17 protein-coding genes are annotated in these 16910 nt (G+C 70.4%); 9 read left to right on the forward strand and 8 right to left on the reverse strand.

What is annotated here, in order from left to right; translation table 11 throughout:
• Positions 1-44 precede the first annotated feature (44 nt).
• From OG485_RS29165 to OG485_RS29180, 4 genes are all read right to left on the reverse strand, one after another.
• A complete protein-coding gene (locus OG485_RS29165) occupies positions 45-521 on the reverse strand; it encodes a MarR family winged helix-turn-helix transcriptional regulator (RefSeq protein ID WP_326785460.1) in 477 nt (158 codons plus the stop codon).
• A gap of 104 nt (positions 522-625) precedes the next feature.
• Positions 626-1426 (reverse strand): AIM24 family protein, encoded by an 801-nt coding sequence (locus tag OG485_RS29170; protein ID WP_328448064.1) that lies wholly within the window; start codon positions 1424-1426, stop codon positions 626-628.
• Complete coding sequence (locus tag OG485_RS29175; RefSeq protein WP_328671461.1) at positions 1423-2073, reverse strand: AIM24 family protein; 651 nt, start codon at positions 2071-2073, stop codon at positions 1423-1425. The genes OG485_RS29170 and OG485_RS29175 overlap by 4 nt, the downstream gene beginning before the upstream one ends.
• An 89-nt stretch (positions 2074-2162) precedes the next feature.
• The gene (locus OG485_RS29180) at positions 2163-2321 is read right to left on the reverse strand and encodes an Arc family DNA-binding protein (RefSeq protein WP_328671462.1); all 159 of its coding nucleotides are present in this window, start codon (positions 2319-2321) and stop codon (positions 2163-2165) included.
• A 50-nt stretch (positions 2322-2371) separates the two neighbouring features.
• On the opposite strand from OG485_RS29180, the gene OG485_RS29185 reads away from it, so the two are divergent.
• Complete coding sequence (locus tag OG485_RS29185; protein WP_328671463.1) at positions 2372-3598, forward strand: RNA-guided endonuclease InsQ/TnpB family protein; 1227 nt, start codon at positions 2372-2374, stop codon at positions 3596-3598.
• Between the two features lie 10 nt (positions 3599-3608).
• Here OG485_RS29185 and OG485_RS29190 read toward each other — a convergent pair whose 3' ends face one another.
• Entirely contained in the window at positions 3609-4241 is a 633-nt protein-coding gene (locus OG485_RS29190) for an AIM24 family protein (RefSeq protein WP_328674706.1), read from the reverse strand.
• A gap of 237 nt (positions 4242-4478) precedes the next feature.
• On the opposite strand from OG485_RS29190, the gene OG485_RS29195 reads away from it, so the two are divergent.
• From OG485_RS29195 to OG485_RS29210, 4 genes are all read left to right on the forward strand, one after another.
• Positions 4479-4823: a DUF3817 domain-containing protein gene (locus OG485_RS29195; RefSeq protein WP_328671464.1), complete on the forward strand. Its 345-nt coding sequence runs from the start codon at positions 4479-4481 to the stop codon at positions 4821-4823.
• A complete protein-coding gene (locus OG485_RS29200; protein WP_326785456.1) occupies positions 4820-5113 on the forward strand; it encodes an MTH1187 family thiamine-binding protein in 294 nt (97 codons plus the stop codon). The genes OG485_RS29195 and OG485_RS29200 overlap by 4 nt, the downstream gene beginning before the upstream one ends.
• Positions 5114-5342: 229 nt before the next feature.
• Positions 5343-7118, forward strand: coding sequence for a glycosyltransferase family 2 protein (locus OG485_RS29205; RefSeq protein WP_328674707.1), 1776 nt, complete (start codon positions 5343-5345; stop codon positions 7116-7118).
• A gap of 3 nt (positions 7119-7121) precedes the next feature.
• On the forward strand, positions 7122-9110 hold the full coding sequence (locus tag OG485_RS29210; protein ID WP_328671465.1) for a kelch motif-containing protein: 1989 nt from the start codon (positions 7122-7124) through the stop codon (positions 9108-9110).
• Between the two features lie 28 nt (positions 9111-9138).
• On the opposite strand, the gene OG485_RS29215 is transcribed toward OG485_RS29210, so the two are convergent.
• Both OG485_RS29215 and OG485_RS29220 read right to left on the reverse strand, forming a co-directional pair.
• Positions 9139-10137 carry a glycoside hydrolase family 6 protein gene (locus tag OG485_RS29215; RefSeq protein WP_328671466.1) on the reverse strand — a complete coding sequence of 333 codons (999 nt, stop codon included), beginning with the start codon at positions 10135-10137 and terminating at the stop codon, positions 9139-9141.
• A 108-nt stretch (positions 10138-10245) separates the two neighbouring features.
• Positions 10246-11229: an ArsR/SmtB family transcription factor gene (locus OG485_RS29220; RefSeq protein ID WP_328671467.1), complete on the reverse strand. Its 984-nt coding sequence runs from the start codon at positions 11227-11229 to the stop codon at positions 10246-10248.
• A 74-nt stretch (positions 11230-11303) separates the two neighbouring features.
• Here OG485_RS29220 and OG485_RS29225 point away from each other — a divergent pair, with 74 nt between their 5' ends.
• From OG485_RS29225 to OG485_RS29240, 4 genes are all read left to right on the forward strand, one after another.
• The gene (locus OG485_RS29225; RefSeq protein WP_328671468.1) at positions 11304-12749 is read left to right on the forward strand and encodes an MFS transporter; all 1446 of its coding nucleotides are present in this window, start codon (positions 11304-11306) and stop codon (positions 12747-12749) included.
• 246 nt (positions 12750-12995) lie between these two features.
• The gene (locus OG485_RS29230; RefSeq protein ID WP_328671469.1) at positions 12996-13505 is read left to right on the forward strand and encodes a MarR family winged helix-turn-helix transcriptional regulator; all 510 of its coding nucleotides are present in this window, start codon (positions 12996-12998) and stop codon (positions 13503-13505) included.
• Positions 13506-13617: 112 nt separating this feature from the next.
• Positions 13618-13956: a DUF3817 domain-containing protein gene (locus OG485_RS29235; protein WP_328671470.1), complete on the forward strand. Its 339-nt coding sequence runs from the start codon at positions 13618-13620 to the stop codon at positions 13954-13956.
• Positions 13957-14030: 74 nt separating this feature from the next.
• Complete coding sequence (locus OG485_RS29240) at positions 14031-15731, forward strand: acyl-CoA mutase large subunit family protein (RefSeq protein ID WP_326785448.1); 1701 nt, start codon at positions 14031-14033, stop codon at positions 15729-15731.
• 411 nt (positions 15732-16142) lie between these two features.
• Here the strand turns inward: OG485_RS29240 and OG485_RS29245 are convergent, their stop codons facing one another.
• Positions 16143-16805, reverse strand: a complete 663-nt coding sequence (locus OG485_RS29245; RefSeq protein ID WP_328671471.1) for a TetR/AcrR family transcriptional regulator — start codon at positions 16803-16805, stop codon at positions 16143-16145.
• Between the last annotated feature and the right edge of the window lie 105 nt (positions 16806-16910).

Raw genomic sequence — 16910 nt, forward strand, 5'->3', positions numbered from 1 at the left:
GGCCTGCCGCCGGGATCACGCCGCGGACGCGGCGCCCCGGGGTGCTACGGCTTGCCGCGCTGTCCCAGCAGGTGTTCGGCGATCGGACGCAGCGACTTGTGCAGGTCCTCGAGCGCCTCGGGCGACAGCAGGTCGATGAAGTGCCGCCGCACGGACGCCACATGATGAGGCGAGACCTTCTGCATCGTCTCCATGCCATGCTGGGTGAGGACCGCGTACAGCCCTCGCCGGTCGGACTCGCAGTTCTCCCGGCGCACCAGATCCGCGTTCTCCATGCGCGTGATCTGATGCGAGAGCCGGCTCTTGGACTGGAGGGTGGCGGACGCCAGATCGCTCATCCGCATGCGCACGCCCTCCGACTCGGAGAGGTTCACCAGGATCTCGTAGTCGTTCATGGTCAGCCCGAACGGCTGAAGGTCCCTCTCAAGCTGGTACGTCAACAGCCTGTTGACCTCCAGGTGGGTGCGCCAGGCGCACTGCTCCGCATCGGTCAGCCAGCGCGTGGCCGTCTCGGTCTCCATAAATGAAGTCTACCTAAAATGTTGAAATGCGAACTAGTGAGGGGTTGTGTGACCGTGCGCACGTGTTCGACGTGCGTTCGACGTCACACTCCGCAGACTACCGCTCACAGCCCGAAGCGACGCTGGAGGTCCCCCAGCTGTCCGGGAAGGCGCGGTGCGCCGGCTTGCCCTCCGTGCTGACCGGGCACCCCTCCCGCTCCGGGCACCCCGGCCTGCTGCGGGACCGCCCCCGTGGCCTGCTCGGCCATCAGGATCTCGGTGGACTGGAGCAGCACCGTGCCCGCCCCCACGAACTCGAACTGGTGCTCCTCGCCGGAGGCTCCTCCGAGGCCCGTCATCGCACGTAGACCGCCCATCACGCCTGTCATGTACGCATGGTCGTAGTGATGGCAGGGGGAGGGGCAGTCCGCCCATCCGACGAGGGCCTGCGGGTCCACCCGGATCGGGGGTTCCATGAACACCACCGGACCGTTGGAGGCGGCCACGAACTTGCCGGTTCCGATCAGTGTCAGAAACCCCGGCACGATCGACTGCTTGAGCGCGAGACTTGGCTGAAAAGCGAGCAAGTTGCCGGAGCGAATGGTCAGGTTGCCGTCGTCGAGGTCGTACGAATTCACGTCGAAGGCCCGGTCGGCGAGCAGCATCTTGCCCGAGCCCTGCGCCACGACCCAGTCGCTCGCGTGCAGAGGCGAATGGAACGACGTACGGACAAGACGGTCAAGTCGACCGTGCCCGATGCCGTTGAACTCCATCGATCCGTAGTAGGCGATCATCTTGCCCTTCTGCAGGAACCACTGGCTCCCCTTGAGCTCCACGCAGAAGGTGTACTTGTTGACGTTGTCGTCGACCGGCAGCGACATCGGATCGTGGATCACCGGACCGCCGGGGGTTCCGTACCCGCTCACAGCTTCTCCTCCGAGGCCTGGACGTACACCGAACCGCTGCCGCTCAGCTCCAGCTGGAACGCCTCGCCCGAACCGCGTCCCACCATGTCGCGCCAGCCCAGCGCCGTGGACAGCTTGTTGCGCACGTCGCCGTGGTGCGCCACATACGCCTGCGGGTCGACGTGCACCGCGCGCTGCGGGGTGATCGGGATCTCGAAGACACCGCCGTGCGCCATGACCGCCACTGCCCCGTGGCCCTTGAGCGTGGTCGTGAAGAGCCCCTGACCCGTCACCTGGCCCCGCACCATGCCCATGACGCCGCCCTGCGAGCCCAGGAACATCGTGCCCTGCTGGAGCGTGCCGTCGAAGGCCAGCAGCCGGTCCGCCTCGACGTACAGCGTGTCCCCCGTGAGGCCGATCACCTGGACATGGTGGCCGCCGTGCCCGAAGAGGACCGTGCCCGAACCCTCCACGGTCATGAGGGGAGTCGCCTCGTTGGCCAGGCGGCGGCCGATCATGGACATCACCCCGCCCTGCCCGCCCTGGATGTTGGGGGTGAACGACACCTCGCCCTTGTAGGCGAGCATCGCGCCGCGCTGACTGAACAGCCGCTGCCCCGGCACCACGGTCGCCTCGACGACCTTCGAGTTCACCTCGCGGAACGCCATCTCACCGGGCTCCTTTGTGGATGTCCCGGCCTTTGGGCCGGGGAGGAATCGGACTCCTGTGGAGCAGATCAGGGAGAGACGGGTCGTCGTCAGGGTGATCCGGCGTCTTGCGGCTGACCGGCGAGTGCGACCTCCAGGAGGTGCACGATCTCGCTGTTGACCGACCTGTGGTCTCGCTTCGCCAGTGCGGCGAGGCGGTCGTGGAGTTCGCTGGGGAGCCGGACAGTGATGCGTTTCTCTTCATCCATGCCGCCATTGTAGTTGTCTGATGACACAGCGTTGCTATATGTTTGACGTCATGACGACGGTAGAACGACAGACAGGTGATGCCGGGTGTGCCCGGTACACCTACCGTCTGCGTACGTCGTTGGCCGCCCGCACCGCGCTGGAGGCGGAGTGGGCGCGGTGCCGGTGGATCTGGAACGAGTGCGTGGCCCGCTCGAAGAAGGCGCACGCCGAGGGCGAGAAGTGCGGTCCGGCCCGGTTGGACAGGATGCTGACCGAGGCCCGCAGTGCGAACGTGTGGCTGCGTCACGGATCGTCGGTGCCGCAGCAGCAGATCATCCGCGACTTCGCCAAGTCCCGCTCCAAGGCGCTGAAGGATGTCAAGGCCCGGCTGCCACAACGCCGACGGGCAGGGATGCCGAGGTACAAGAAGAAGCATGCCGCCTACCCCACGCTGAACTACACGCAGCGCGGATTCCGCCTGAAGGACGGACGCTTGCACCTCGCGGGCGGGATCAGCCTGGGCGTGGTGTGGTCGCGGGACCTGCCCGCGCCGCCGTCCTCCGTCCGCGTCTACTGCGACAGCCTCGGCCACTGGTATGCCTCGTTCGTCGTGGCGACCACCGCCGAGTCTCTGCCCGCCACAGGGCGGGACATTGGCATCGACTGGGGCGTCAAAGAGACCGCGACGACCACCTCGGACGCCCACGACCTGCCTCATGCCCAGCACGGCAGGAACGCCGCGCAGCGCCTGGCCCGCTACCAGCGGATGACGGACCGCAGGAAACCCAAGCGTGGACAGGCTGGTTCGAAGGGGTATCGCGAGGCGCGGAAGCAGACCGCGAAGCTCCACAAGAAGGTCGCCCGCCAACGCGAGGACGCCGCCCGTAAGTGGGCCAAGAAGGTCGTAACTGACCACGACCGCCTGGCCGTCGAGGACTTCCGCCCCAGGTTCCTCGCCAAGACGACGATGGCCCGTAAGGCCGCCGATGCCGCGATCGGTGCGACCAAGCAGGCGCTGATCCATATGGCCCGCAAGCACGGCCGTGAACTGCACCTCGTCAACCCCGCGCACACCACGATGGACTGCGCACAGTGCGGAGCGAGAACCAAGCACGCACTACCTCTTTCGGAACGAATCTACGCATGCACCGCGTGCGGAGCCTTCTCCCCCAGGGACAAGAACTCCGCCCGCGTGATGCTCGTCCGGGCTGGTCTCAACCCGGCTGGTGCCGATCGTGTAAGAGCTGCCGGACCGCCGGTCCTCGGCCAACGTGAGCCAGGAATCCCCCTCCTTTAGGGGGGAGGAGTCAAACATCCCCCGCGATCGTGTTGCGCTCACTGGGCTGGACGTAGACCAGCCCGTCGCCCTCGAAGCGCATCTGGAACGCCTCGCCGCCGCCCTCGCCGATCAGCGTGCGGAACGTCACACCGGACTGCAGCGACTGCCGCACGTTGCCCTGGTGCGCGATGTACGCGCCCGGATCGACCGTCAGCGGGTACTGGGAACTGACGCGCAGCACCACCGCGGGCCCGTCCGACATGATCGCCGCCTGGCCGTGGCCCTCGACGGTCGTCGTGAACAGGCCGTTGCCCTGCGAGGCGCCGCGCAGCCCCGTGAACGTCGTGCCCGTGCGCAGCCCCGTGTCCGTGGCGAGCAGATTGCTCGACTCCACGTACAGCTTGTCCCCCTGAAGGGACACCAGGTTGATCTCCGAGGCCCGGTCGGCGAACCAGCAGGTGCCGTGCCCCTTCACCTCCATCACCGTCATCTGCTCGCCGGTGAGGCGACGGGTCACCATTCCCCGGAGCCCCTCACCGCCCCCGCTGAGCTTCTTGAAGGCCATCTGGCCGTCGTACGCGACCATGGAGCCGTTCTTCGCTTTCACGGCGTCCCCGGTCATGTCGACGGCGAGCACCTTGCTGCCCTGAAGTCGAAACATCGCCACGGTGTGAAGGTAGCCGCAGCGCGGGACGGCGGACAGAGCCCACGGGTGGATCCTGTCCCTGATCCGCCCCCTAGGGGGCGTGTCGTCCGGTGCCGTCCGGTATCACCCGGTGTCGTCGGGGCCCCCGGGCCCGGGATCCCGCCCGCCGGATGCCACAATGTCCGGGACGCTTGTGCTTGCGTTCACAAGGGCGGCGTTCCCCCCGACAGCGAATCCCACCGAAGGTGACCCGTGGACATAAAGACCGCCACCGCACTCCGCCGGCTCCGACTGGTCTCGGCCCCCGAAGCCGTCTCCTTCCTGCTGCTGCTCGTCTGCTCGGTGCTGAAGCGGACCACGGACTTCGATGCCGTGCCCGTCATGGGCCGGGTCCACGCCGTCCTCTTCGTCCTGTACGCGATCTTCTGGGCGTTCGCCTGGTACCGCGCCCGGTGGAGCTTCGGCATCGCCGCCTTCTACTTCGTCCTGTCGGTGCTGCCCACCGGCGGCTTCTTCGCCGAGCGCAAGCTCAAGCGCGAGGCCGAGGAAGCGGTCGTCGCCTCCCGCGCATTCTCGGAAGGGGCCGTGAAGGCATGATCGTCGCCTTCTCCGTGACACCGCTCGGCGTCGGCGAGGACGTGGGGGAGTACGTCGCCGACGCCGTCCGTGTCGTCCGTGAGTCGGGGCTGCCCAACCGCACCGACGCGATGTTCACCTCGATCGAAGGTGAGTGGGACGAGGTGATGGCGGTCGTCAAGCGTGCCGTCGCCGCCGTCGAGGCCCGCGCGCCCCGCGTCTCGGTCGTCCTCAAGGCGGACATCCGCCCCGGCGTGACGGACGGCCTCACCTCGAAGGTGGAGACGGTGGAGCGACACCTGTCGGAGTGACCCCGGGGGCGGCCCCCGTACCCGGAACCCCGGTCCCTCGGACCGGGGTTCTTTCGTGCCCGCACGGTGACGTGGCGGAGGTGACGGAACCTCAGGGGCGAAAGACCACCCGCCCGCACGCCCCCGTACCCCTTCGGACCCGCCCCGTTCGACATGGCACGGAAACTCCACTTATGTGTGGTTACCAGCCGTGACGATCACCGGACTCGTCGAACCACGGGAGGGCGATGTGCGGCCCGCGGGCTACGACTACGACACCCACAGCCGGCTCGCCGGACCCCTGACCCAGCCGTCCGGCACCGGCTACCGGGTGCAGTACACCAAGCTCCTGTCGCGCGAGCCGCGCCGAATAGGCGCCATCCTGCTGACGACCCTCGCCCCGGTCCTCACCGGCGCGCTCCTCGTCTACCTCGTGTGGCCCACCCACTGGGTGCGACGCGAGGGCGGCGAGCCATGGCGGAACGCCCTCGACACCACGATGCTCGTCGTCATCGGCCTGATCGAACTCTTCATGGTCGTCAACGTCATGAGCATCGCCCACGCGACGCTGGTCGCCCGCGACCCCGTACCCGTCCTTCCCGCGCAGGGGACCCGGGTCGCCTTCCTCACCACCTACGTCCCGGGAAAGGAACCCCTCACCACGGTCCGCGCCACCCTCGAAGCCGCGGTCCGGCTCACCCACTCCGGCCCCCTCGACGTCTGGCTGCTCGACGAGGGCGACGACGAGCAGGCCAGAGCCCTGTGCGCCGAGCTCGGCGTCCGGCACTTCACCCGGTTCGGCGTGCCCGAGTGGAACACACCGGAGGGAAGCCACAAGGCCCGTACCAAACACGGCAACTACAACGCGTGGCTCGCCCTGTACGGGCACGCGTACGACTTCTTCGCCTCCGTCGACACCGACCATGTCCCGCTGCCCGGATTCCTCGAGCGCATGATGGGCTACTTCCGGGACCCCGACGTCGCGTTCGTCGTCGGCCCCCAGGTGTACGGGAACTACGAGAACCCCGTCACCAAGGCGGCCGAGTCCCAGCAGTTCCTCTTCCACGCCCTCATCCAGCGCGCCGGAAACCGCTACGGCTCGCCCATGTTCGTCGGCACCAACAACGTCGTCCGGATCGCGGCCCTCAAGCAGATCGGCGGGCTGTACGACTCCATCACCGAGGACATGGCCACCGGGTTCGAACTGCACCGGCACCGCAACCCCCGGACGGGCCGGCACTGGCGCTCCGTCTACACACCGGACGTGCTCGCCGTCGGCGAGGGTCCCTCCTCCTGGACCGACTTCTTCACCCAGCAGATGCGCTGGTCGCGCGGCACCTACGAGACCCTGATCAAGCAGTACGGGAAGGCGCTGGTCACCATGCCTCCCGGCCGGCTCCTGTCGTACACGCTGATGCTCCTCTACTACCCGATGACCGCCGTCAACTGGCTCCTGGGCATCGTCAGCTGCTTCCTGTTCCTGTGGTTCGGGGCATCCGGGACGCAGGTCACCGCGTCCATGTGGCTGATGCTCTACAGCGACGCCGCCGCCCTCCAGATCTGTCTGTACCTGTGGAACCGGCGGCACAACGTCTCACCGCACGAACCCGAGGGATCCGGCGGCCTGGCCGGCATGGCGATGTCTGCGCTGTCGGCCCCCATCTATCTGAAGGCGCTGAGCGAGGCGGTCGTCCGGCGCCCCAGCCGTTTCGTCGTCACCCCGAAGGGCCGCGACGCGAGCCCCGACCGGCTGGGGACCTTCCGTGTCCATCTCGGCTGGGCCGCGCTGCTCGCCGTCTCGCTCGGCGCCTCGGCCGTCCTCGGCCACACCCACGCGGCCATGCGGGCCTGGGCGCTGCTGGCCATGGGGATCTCCCTGGCCCCGGTCGCGGTCTGGATCCGCACCCTCGCCGGGGAGCGCGGGACCCGGCTCGTTGCGCCCGCTCCCGTCCGCGTCCCCGACAGTCGGGAATCGCCGGCGGCCACCCCCGTCACGGTCACCGGCTCCACGACAGGAGGCACCTAGTCCATGGCCCACCGGCCCTCGAAGAAGACGAATACGAAGGATACGAAGAGTACGAAGAAGGCGAAGAAGGGGCTGCTCGGCATCACGGGCCTCGCCGTCCTCGCGGGGCTCAACGCCCCGGCCGCGCTCGGTTTCGCCGGTGAGACGTACCACGAGTACAAGATCTCCCGGCCCGCCTACACGGCGAAGTACGGCTCCTGGAGCAGCGTCGACATCCCCGCGCAGTACCGCACCAACGCGATCCACGCGGCCCTGCTGCACACCGGGAAGGTGCTCATCGTCGCCGGCTCGGGCAACGAGCAGAAGAAGTTCGACCAGGGGTCCTTCGACACGGTCCTGTGGGATCCGAGGACGGACACCTTCAAGAAGATCCCCACACCGGACGACTTCTTCTGCTCCGGACACGCCCAGCTCCCCGACGGCAGGATGCTCGTGGCCGGAGGCACCGCCCGCTACGAGAAGCTGGACGGCGAGGTCGTCCGGGCCGGCGGCGGCATGCGGGTGAAGAACGAGAATCCCGACAAAACCGTCGTCCTCAAGAAGGGCACCGTCTTCCGCTCGCCCGCCGGCGTCGACTACGTCAGCAGGGTCGACGTGACGGTCCCCAGGGCGAAGCGGAACCAGATCATCACCTACGACCGCAACGGCGCCATGCAGCCCTGGAGGACCGAGGTCACCGCAGGAGAGGCCCGTGTCTTCGTGGAGGCGGAGGAGAAGGGACCGGGGCCGGTCACCGACCGGCAGGCCCAGTACGAGATCGTCGGCCTGCGCGGCGAGGACGCCTACAACACCTACGGCCTCTCGGAGAAGATCACCCTGGAGAAGCAGGACTTCCAGGGCATCCGGGCCGCCTACGAGTTCGACCCGAGGGCCGAGCGGTACATCCCCGTCGACCCGATGGACAAGGCCCGCTGGTACCCGACCCTCGTGGGACTCGACGACGGACGCGTCCTCGCCGTCTCCGGGCTCGACGACGTCGGGGTCATCGACCCGGGCGACACCGAGATCTACGACCCGGTGACGAAGCGGTGGAGCCCCGGGCCCCACCGCTACTTCCCCACCTACCCGGCCCTCTTCCTCACCAAGGGCGGCAAACTCTTCTACCCGGCCTCCAACGCCGGGTACGGACCCGCCGGCCAGGGCCGCGATCCGGGCCTGTGGGACCCGCGGACCAACACCTTCCAGAAGGTTCCCGGCCTGCGGGACGCCGACCGGACGGAGACCTCGGCGTCGGTCCTGCTCCCGCCCGCTCAGGAGCAGAAGGTGATGATCCTCGGCGGCGGAGGCGTCGGCGAGTCCAGGAAGTCCACCGCCCGCACCGCCGTCGTCGACCTCAAGAAGGACAGCCCGGCCTTCGAGGACGGCCCCGACCTTCCCCAGGGCACGCGCTATCTGAACAGCGTGATCATGCCGGACGACACCGTGTTCACCACGAACGGCTCCCGGGACTACCGCGGCCGCGGCGCCAGCAACATCCTCAAAGCGCAGTTCTACGATCCCCGGACCAACACCTTCCACGAGGCCGCGTCCCCCCGCGTGGGCCGCAACTACCACTCCGAGGCACTGCTCCTGCCCGACGGCCGTGTCGTCACCTTCGGTTCGGACCCGCTCTTCGACGATCAGCGGAACACCAAGCTGGGCCACTTCGAACAGCGCATGGAGGTCTTCACCCCGCCCGCCCTGCACCGCAACCGCGCGAACCGCCCGGTGCTGGGCGCCGGCCCGGAGGAACTCGACGCGAACCACCGGGCGACGTTCGCCACCGGCCACCCGGAACGGGCCGTCAAGGCGCGGCTGATGCGGCCGAGCGCCGTCACCCACACCACGGACGTCGAGCAGCGGTCGATCGAGCTGGGGCTGACGAGGACGGCGGACTCGGTCACCGTGGACGTACCGAGGGACCCGGCGCTGGTGCCGCCCGGCTGGTACATGCTGTTCGTGACCGACGCGCAGGGCACACCGTCCGAGGCGAAGTGGATCCACGTCAGGTGACCCCGTACACGGAGCCGTTCGGCGGCCGTCAGCCGGTGGGATCGCGCGTCAGCTCCAGGGCGTACTCCGGCCACCACCGGCCGGCCGCCGGTCCGCCCCCGCACTCTCCGTCCGACTCGCCGGGCCGTTTGATCCACAGGTAGGCGTCGAGGAGGGGTTCGCCGGTGGCCGTGGTCGGCGGGGTGCCCAGCGCCCGGCCCGGCGGGTTGCACCAGACTCCCTCCAGCGGGCCGTTGCCGTTGCGGCTGGTGTCGACGACGAAGTGCTTGCCGCCGAGTCTGCCGGAGAGGCGGACGCCGTACTCCTTGCTGACCGTGTCCGTCTGGAAGTTGGCGACGTTGAGCGAGAAGCCGTCGGCGTGCGTGATGCCCGCGCGTTCCAGGGGCCCGACCAGCTTCTCCGGGTCGGGGATCCAGGAGGGGTTTCCGGCGTCCAGGTACACCGTGGTGCCCGGCCGGCGCTTCAGCCGGACGATCGCCTCGCTCAGCAGCCGCTCGCGCTCGTCGTGGTACTCGCCCGGCGTACAGCCGTCCACGATGTGGGCGACCGCGTCCGGTTCCAGGATCACCAGGGCCCGGCCGTCACCGAGGGCGTCGGCGAACCTGCCGATCCACCGCCGGTAGGCGTCCGCGTCTGCCGCCCCGCCCGCCGAGTGCTGGCCGCAGTCCCGGTGCGGGATGTCGTACGCCACGAAGAGCGCCGTCCGCCCCTCGCGGGCGGCGGAAGCGGTCGCCGACCGGACCGCCGGACCGGGGTCGAGCTCGCCGGCCGGCCACAGGGCGACGGGCTCGTCCGCGATCCGCTTCAGCAGCGCGGCGTCCCCGGCACGGCCCTGATGGCGCCACAGCTCGATCTGCCGGGCCGCCGGGCCCCGCGGGTCGACCCAGAAGGGCGAGCGGGCGGCGGGGCCCGCCTGCTTCGAGGCGCCACCGGCGACCGGGGTCCGGCCCGTCTCGGGCGAGGGCGCGCAGCCCGCGGTGAGCCCGAGCACCGCGAGCGCCGCGAGGGCGCGGATCAGCCGGGGCATGCTGCTCCCTTGTACGAGGGTGACAACCGGTCACCAATCGTGGCACAAGGGGGCATTGCGGCGGTATTTACGCGGGGGAGCGGCATGGCGCGGTGGGGCGCCCCGCGGTCAGCCGCCGCCCGACGCCAGCGCGATCCCGAGCGGCGTCCGCTCGTACAGCACCTGGTGCCCGTACCGGCGCGAGACGAGCAGGCCCGCGTCGCGCAGGGCGGTGAGATGCGCGGAGACCGACGACGGGGCGAGGCGCAGCCGGTGCGCGAGCGCGGTCGTGCCGGCCGGTTCGTCGAGCGCGGTGAGCACGGCGGCCCGGCCGCGCCCGAGGAGCCGTACGAGCACGTCGGGGGTGCGGTCCGTCGGCTCGGCCCACAGGCCGCCGATGCCGCGCGCCGGGTAGACGAGTGTCGGCTGCCAGGGCGGTTCGAAGCCGCTGATCACGTCCGGCCACGAGAACACGCTCGGCATGAGGACCAGACCCTGCCCGGCCAGGTGCCGTTCGTGCCGGCCCCTGACCTCGACGGTCAGGGTGTGGGAGCGCCAGCCGAACCGCCGGTCGATCTCCGGGAGGAGTCCGCCGAGGCCGACCTCGGCGAGCCGCCGCGAGTGGAAGGCGACGTCGGCCTCCAGCAGGGCGCGCAGCCGTGGCCAGTCCGGTTCGACGAGGGTGTGCCAGGCCTGTTCCAGCAGGCCGGTCAGTTCGCGCACCATGCGGGCCGGGTCGGCCAGCAGGGCCCGGCCGCGCGCCGAGGCCAGGGCGCCGGGGGTGTCGGCGAGCGAACGCGCGCTCTCCTCGCGGGCCACGTCCGGGTCGGCCGTGCGGATGACGGCGATCTCCTCCTCGAAGCTCGCCGCGGGGCCCAGCGGTGGCGGGCCCAGCCAGTCGGGGGAGTAGCCGCGCTGCGGCATCAGCAGCCACAGCGGGGTGAGGTCGAGTCCGGCGGCCGCCGCGCGCATACGGCGCAGCCAGTGTGCGTGATAGCCGTGCCGCGCGGGCCGGTTGAGCGTGCGTACCGCCTCCTGCGTCTCCCACAGCGGCGACACCGCGAACCGGCAGTTGAGGAGGTCGTCCTCCCCGAAGTGCAGCAGCGACGGCATGAAACGACCCCACAGGATTCGGCTGAGGCCGAAACTCTACGGGGCCGGAGCGGGGCGGGGGCACGCTGTCGCCCATGCCGGAAGCAGAGACGAAGGGCGCGACGACGGTGCCCACCGCGGCGCGGGCCGCCAAGGGGAACACCGCGCTGCCCGCCACGGGGAACCCGACCACGCCGACGGAGGATGCCGCGGAGAAGTCCGCCGGGCCCGCCTCGGAGGGCGCCGTCGGGCCGCTGACGCCCCCGGCGGAGGGTGACCCGCAGGCCGTCCCCGCGCGGACCGGGTACGGTCCCGTGTTCGCCGTGCCCGAGTTCCGTGCCGTCTTCGCCGCGCACGCGTTCTCGCTGCTCGGGCTCGTCGTCAGCGAGATCGCGCTCTCCGTCCTCGTCTACGGACTGACCGGCTCCCCGCTGCTGAGCGCCCTGACGTTCGCGCTCGGCTTTCTGCCCTACCTGATCGGCGGGACCCTGCTCGCGGGCGTCGCGGACCGCTTCCCGGCCCGCCGGGTCCTGGTGGGGTGCGATCTGGTGTGCGCGGGCTGCGTGGCCGTGATGGTGCTGCCGGGCGCGCCCGTCGCGGTGCTGCTCGTGATGCGGACCGCGCTCGCCCTGGTCGCGCCGGTCTTCCAGGGGACGCGGACGGCGACCCTCGCGGACGTCCTCGGCGACGGGGAACTGTTCGTACTGGGCCGGTCCCTGCTGCGGATCCTGTCGCAGAGCGCGCTGCTCGCCGGTTTCGGGACGGGCGGCCTGCTGCTCACCGTCGTCTCCCCGCGTCACGCGCTCCTCGTCACGGTCTGCACCTTCCTCGCCTCCGCGGCGCTGCTGCGCTTCGGCACCCGGCGGCGGCCCGCGCGGGCGCACCGGGGGCAGGCGCTCGTGCGCGACTCCCTGCGCGGTGCCCGCCGGGTGCTGGCCGACCGGCGGATCCTCGTGCTGCTCCTGCTGTTCTGGGTCCCGCCGATGTTCGTCGTCGTGCCGGAGGCGCTGGCCGCGCCGTACGCCGAAGGGCTCGGGGCCGGTACGGCCGGGCTCGGCCTGCTGATGTGCGCGCTGCCCGTCGGCACGATCGCGGGGGAGCTGTTCGCGGGTTCGCGGCTGCGGCCGGTGACCCGGGGCCGGCTCACGCTCCCGCTGGTCTGCGTCACCTTGCTGCCCTACGCCGCTTACGCGCTGCGGCCCGGACTCGGCTGGACGCTGGTCCTGCTGGTGCTCGCGGGCGCCGGATCGGCGTACACCCTCGGCCTGGACCAGTGGTTCGTGCGGGCGGTGCCGGACGAACTGCTCGGGCGGGCCATGACGTTGAACACGGCCGGGCTGATGACCGTTCAGGGCGTGGGGATGGCCCTGTCGGGCGCGGTGGCGGAGTTCGCCGGGGTGAGGGCGACGGTCGTGGGCGCGGGCGTCCTCGGGACCGTGGTCTGTGTGGTCCTGGCGGTGGCGGCCCGGCGTGCCGGACACGGCACGGAACCGGGCGAGGAGGACGGCCAGGGCGACGGCCAGGACGACGGGGAGCGGTGAACGGGACGGGGAGCGGGCGCGGCGGGCGGAACGGGGGAGCGGAGGGAGCCGGCAGGCGCGTGGAACCGCCGGGCGAACCGGCCCTTGGCTCGCTCCCCTGAGTCGGCCGAACCGGCCCCGGACCCACCTCCCGGACCCTGTCGTCCCGGGGTCCCGGGACCGCCCCGGAGCCCGTTTCCGCGGGGGCGGATACCGAAAAGCGAGACGGGGCTGACCACGATGTGACCGGCCGGTAAGGTCGTTGGCGTGCCGAAGCCGCTCAGTCTTGCCTTCGATCCCATCGCCCGCGCCGACGAACACTGGCGCCAGCGCTGGGGTGCCGTGCCGTCCATGTCCGCGATCACCTCGATCATGCGCGCGCACCAGATCCTGCTCGCCGAGGTGGACGCGGTCGTCAAGCCGTACGGACTGACCTTCGCTCGCTACGAGGCGCTGGTGCTCCTGACGTTCTCCAAGGCGGGCGAGCTGCCGATGTCCAAGATCGGCGAGCGGCTCATGGTGCACCCGACGTCCGTCACGAACACGGTGGACCGGCTGGTGCGGTCCGGGCTCGTCGACAAGCGGCCGAACCCGAACGACGGCCGGGGCACCCTCGCCTCCATCACGGACAAGGGCCGTGAGGTCTGCGACGCGGCCACCCGTGACCTGATGGCGATGGACTTCGGTCTCGGGGCCTACGACGCCGAGGAGTGCGCGGAGATCTTCGCCATGCTGCGGCCCCTGCGGGTCGCCGCGCACGACTTCGACGAGGCGTAGCCGCGGGCGGGCCGGGCGCGGGGGCGCGGCGACGGGCGGGTGCCCGGGAGCCCGGGCGGCGTGGCGTGGGGGCGCGTGAAGATCGGCCGAAAAGGGTGGCTACCCTCGTGCCATGAAGAAGAGCGTGTTGACCCGCTACCGCGTCATGGCCTACGTCACCGGCGTCCTGCTGGTCCTGCTGTGCCTCGGCATGATCGCCAAGTACGGCATGGGCATGGACGGAGCCGCGGACTTCACCCGTGTCGTCGCCATCGCGCACGGCTGGCTGTACGTCGTCTACCTGATCTTCGCCTTCGACCTGGGTTCCAAGGCGAAGTGGCCGGTCGGCAAGCAGCTCTGGGTGCTGCTGGCGGGCACGATTCCGACGGCCGCCTTCTTCGTGGAGCGCCGCATCAGCCGCGAGCTGGAATCCAAGGTCGCGGAGGGTGTTCCCGCGGTCGCCAAGGCCTGATCCACGACCGCCGTGTGGCATCGCACGGCGGTTTGCCATCGACATTTACTAGGACGTCCTAGTAAATTCGAGGTATGGACGCTCACGCCATCGAGGAAGGCCGCCGACGCTGGCAGGCCCGTTACGACGCTTCGCGCAAGCGCGAAGCCGACTTCACCACGCTCTCGGGTGATTCCGTGGAGCCGGTGTACGGTCCCCGGCCCGGGGACAACTACGAGGGCTTCGAGCAGATCGGCTGGCCCGGGGAGTACCCCTTCACGCGCGGTCTGTACGCGACCGGCTACCGGGGGCGTACGTGGACCATCCGGCAGTTCGCCGGGTTCGGCAACGCCGAACAGACCAACGAGCGCTACAAGAAGATCCTCGCCAACGGCGGCGGGGGCCTCTCCGTCGCCTTCGACATGCCCACGCTGATGGGCCGCGACTCGGACGACCCCCGTGCGCTCGGCGAGGTCGGGCACTGCGGTGTCGCGATCGACTCGGCGGCCGACATGGAGGTCCTCTTCCAGGACATCCCGCTCGGTGACGTCACGACGTCGATGACGATCAGCGGTCCCGCCGTGCCGGTCTTCTGCATGTACCTGGTCGCCGCCGAGCGCCAGGGCATCGACCCCGCGGTGCTGAACGGCACGCTCCAGACCGACATCTTCAAGGAGTACATCGCGCAGAAGGAGTGGCTCTTCCAGCCCGAGCCGCACCTGCGCCTCATCGGCGACCTGATGGAGCACTGCGCCGAGAAGATCCCCGCGTACAAGCCGCTGTCCGTCTCCGGGTACCACATCCGGGAGGCCGGCTCCACGGCCGCGCAGGAGCTCGCCTACACGCTGGCGGACGGCTTCGGCTACGTGGAACTGGGCCTGTCCCGCGGGCTCGACGTGAACGTGTTCGCCCCCGGCCTCTCGTTCTTCTTCGACGCGCACGTCGACTTCTTCGAGGAGATCGCCAAGTTCCGCGCGGCCCGCCGGATCTGGGCCCGCTGGATGCGGGACGTGTACGGCGCCACCTCCGAGAAGGCGCAGTGGCTGCGCTTCCACACGCAGACCGCCGGCGTCTCGCTGACCGCCCAGCAGCCGTACAACAACGTCGTGCGTACGGCCGTGGAGGCGCTCGCCGCGGTCCTCGGCGGCACGAACTCGCTGCACACCAACGCGCTGGACGAGACGCTCGCCCTGCCGTCCGAGCAGGCCGCGGAGATCGCCCTGCGGACGCAGCAGGTGCTCATGGAGGAGACCGGCGTCGCCAACGTCGCCGACCCGCTGGGCGGTTCCTGGTACGTCGAGCAGCTCACCGACCGGATCGAGGCCGACGCGGAGAAGATCTTCGAGCAGATCAAGGAGCGCGGACTGCGGGCGCACCCGGACGGGAAGCACCCCATCGGTCCCATCACCTCCGGCATCCTGCGCGGGATCGAGGACGGCTGGTTCACCGGCGAGATTGCCGAGTCGGCGTTCCAGTACCAGCGCTCGGTCGAGAAGGGCGACAAGCGGGTCGTCGGCGTCAACGTCCACCACGGGTCCGTGACCGGCGACCTGGAGATCCTCCGGGTCAGCCACGAGGTGGAGCGCGAGCAGGTGCGGGTGCTGGCCTCGCGCAAGGGAGACCGTGACGAGGCGGCCGTGCGCGGTGCGCTGGACGCCATGCTCGCCGCCGCGCGCGACGGGTCCAACATGATCGCCCCCATGCTGGAGGCGGTCCGCGCCGAGGCGACGCTGGGCGAGATCTGCGGTGTCCTGCGCGACGAGTGGGGTGTGTACACGGAGCCGGCGGGCTTCTGAACGGCCCCGGGCAGCCCGGCGCCCCTGCCTGCCCGGCATCCGGGCCGGGCCCGGGGCTCCGGGCTCTCGCTCCGCCACCGAGGCCTGCCCGGCGCCAGGTGCCCTTTTCTCGCCCCCTCCGCCCCTACCCGTCCCGTACCCGGGGGCTCCGCCCCCGGACCCCCGCTCCTCAATCGCCGGAGGGGCTGGATTTCCCTGGCCGGGGCTGAAACTTGCCCCGGCCGGGCTGAAATGTGGCGCGGCCGGGCTGAAATGTGGCGCGGCCACCACGATGCACCCGCAGTCGGCATGCGGCGCGAGGGGCCGTGCCGGTACATCGATGCCCGTCGCCACCGACGGTCACGCCTCGTCCGACAGCGACGGGCTGATGCACCGGCGCGGCCCCGACCCACGACGTTCCCGGCCGCCCGGTCAGACTCCGGCCGGGCCCTCCGTCGAGGGAGGCGCCGGTTCGTCGGCTGCCACTCCGGTCAGGCCGAAGAGCAGGACCCGGGTGAACGAGCGCACCCATTCCTCGTCCGCGGGTTCCGCGCTGACCAGGGTGCGATGGACGACCGCCCCGGCGACCACGTCGAAGATCAGGGCGGCGGTGCGGTCGGCGGCGGCCGGGTCCGGCTCCGGGGGGAGTTCGCCGCGCTCCTGGGCGCGGGCGCGGCCCTCCATGACCAGGCGCTTCTGCCGGTCGACGATGGACGTGCGGATGCGCTCGCGCAGCGGCTCGTCACGGGTGGACTCCGCGACCACGGCCATCAGCGCCGTCTTCGCCTCCGGTCGGTCCAGGATCGCCGCGAACTGGAGCACCACGCCCTCGATGTCGGCGGCCAGACTCCCCCGGTCGGGGAGCTCCAGCTCGTCGAAGAGCTCGGCCACCGCGTCGACGACCAGTTCGTTCTTGCCCGCCCAGCGACGGTAGAGGGTCGTCTTGGCGACCCCGGCGAGGGTCGCCACGTACCCCAACGTCAGTTTGGACCAGCCGAGTTCGACCAGCGCCGTGCGAGTCGCCTCCAGGATCGCGGCGTCGGCGGCGGCGCTGCGGGGGCGGCCCGTCCGGGCGGCCTGGGAGCGACAGTGCATGTCAGTGACCATATCCGGCCGCATCACCGTCGATATCCGGCGGTTGTGTGAAGCCGTGAGGGAGATCACCGGAAGACGGTACGCGGGCACGCCCCCGTGCAGTTA

The organism is Streptomyces sp. NBC_00328, from assembly GCF_036139655.1.
Classification (GTDB): domain Bacteria; phylum Actinomycetota; class Actinomycetes; order Streptomycetales; family Streptomycetaceae; genus Streptomyces.